The sequence below is a fragment of the Kitasatospora sp. NPDC056531 genome (assembly GCF_042794375.1).
Classification (GTDB): domain Bacteria; phylum Actinomycetota; class Actinomycetes; order Streptomycetales; family Streptomycetaceae; genus Kitasatospora.
Map to the genome: position 1 here is coordinate 1 of NZ_JBHTTU010000173.1, position 443 is coordinate 443.

General features: G+C 76.3%; 1 protein-coding gene. It reads left to right on the forward strand.

Annotation, left to right across the window (positions count from 1 at the left end; genetic code table 11):
• Positions 1 to 83: 83 nt before the first annotated feature.
• Positions 84 to 443 (forward strand): GNAT family N-acetyltransferase (locus ACFQ87_RS43225; RefSeq protein WP_380616504.1); only part of this gene is annotated, 360 nt, incomplete at its 3' end.

A 443-nucleotide genomic window follows, 5' to 3' on the forward strand; every position in this document is an offset into this window, starting at 1 on the left:
CGCTTTCCCGTTCCCGCCGGCCCCCCCCCGTCGTAGCGTTCCCGGGCGCACCGGGCCGCCCGTGCCCGCGCACCGGAGGAGCCATGACCACAGCCCACCCGACCACCGCTCGATCGCCGCGGCCCGACCTGGTCGTCACCGACGCCCCCGCGGCCGCGGACCTCGCACTGGTCTCCGACGCGCTGGACCGCTTCAACGTCGAGCGCAGCGGAGTCGACGACCGCCGGCCGCTCGCCGTCCTGGTCCGCGAGCCCGGGACGCACCGGGTGCTCGGCGGGCTGACCGGGCGCACCTCGCTCGGGCTGTTCTTCGTCGACCTGTTCTTCCTGCCGCCCGGGCTGCGGGGGAACGGGCTGGGCGGCGAGATCCTACGACGGGCCGAGGAGGAGGCCCGGGGGCGCGGCTGCCGCTCCGCCGTGCTCTACACGATCAGCTTCCAGGCG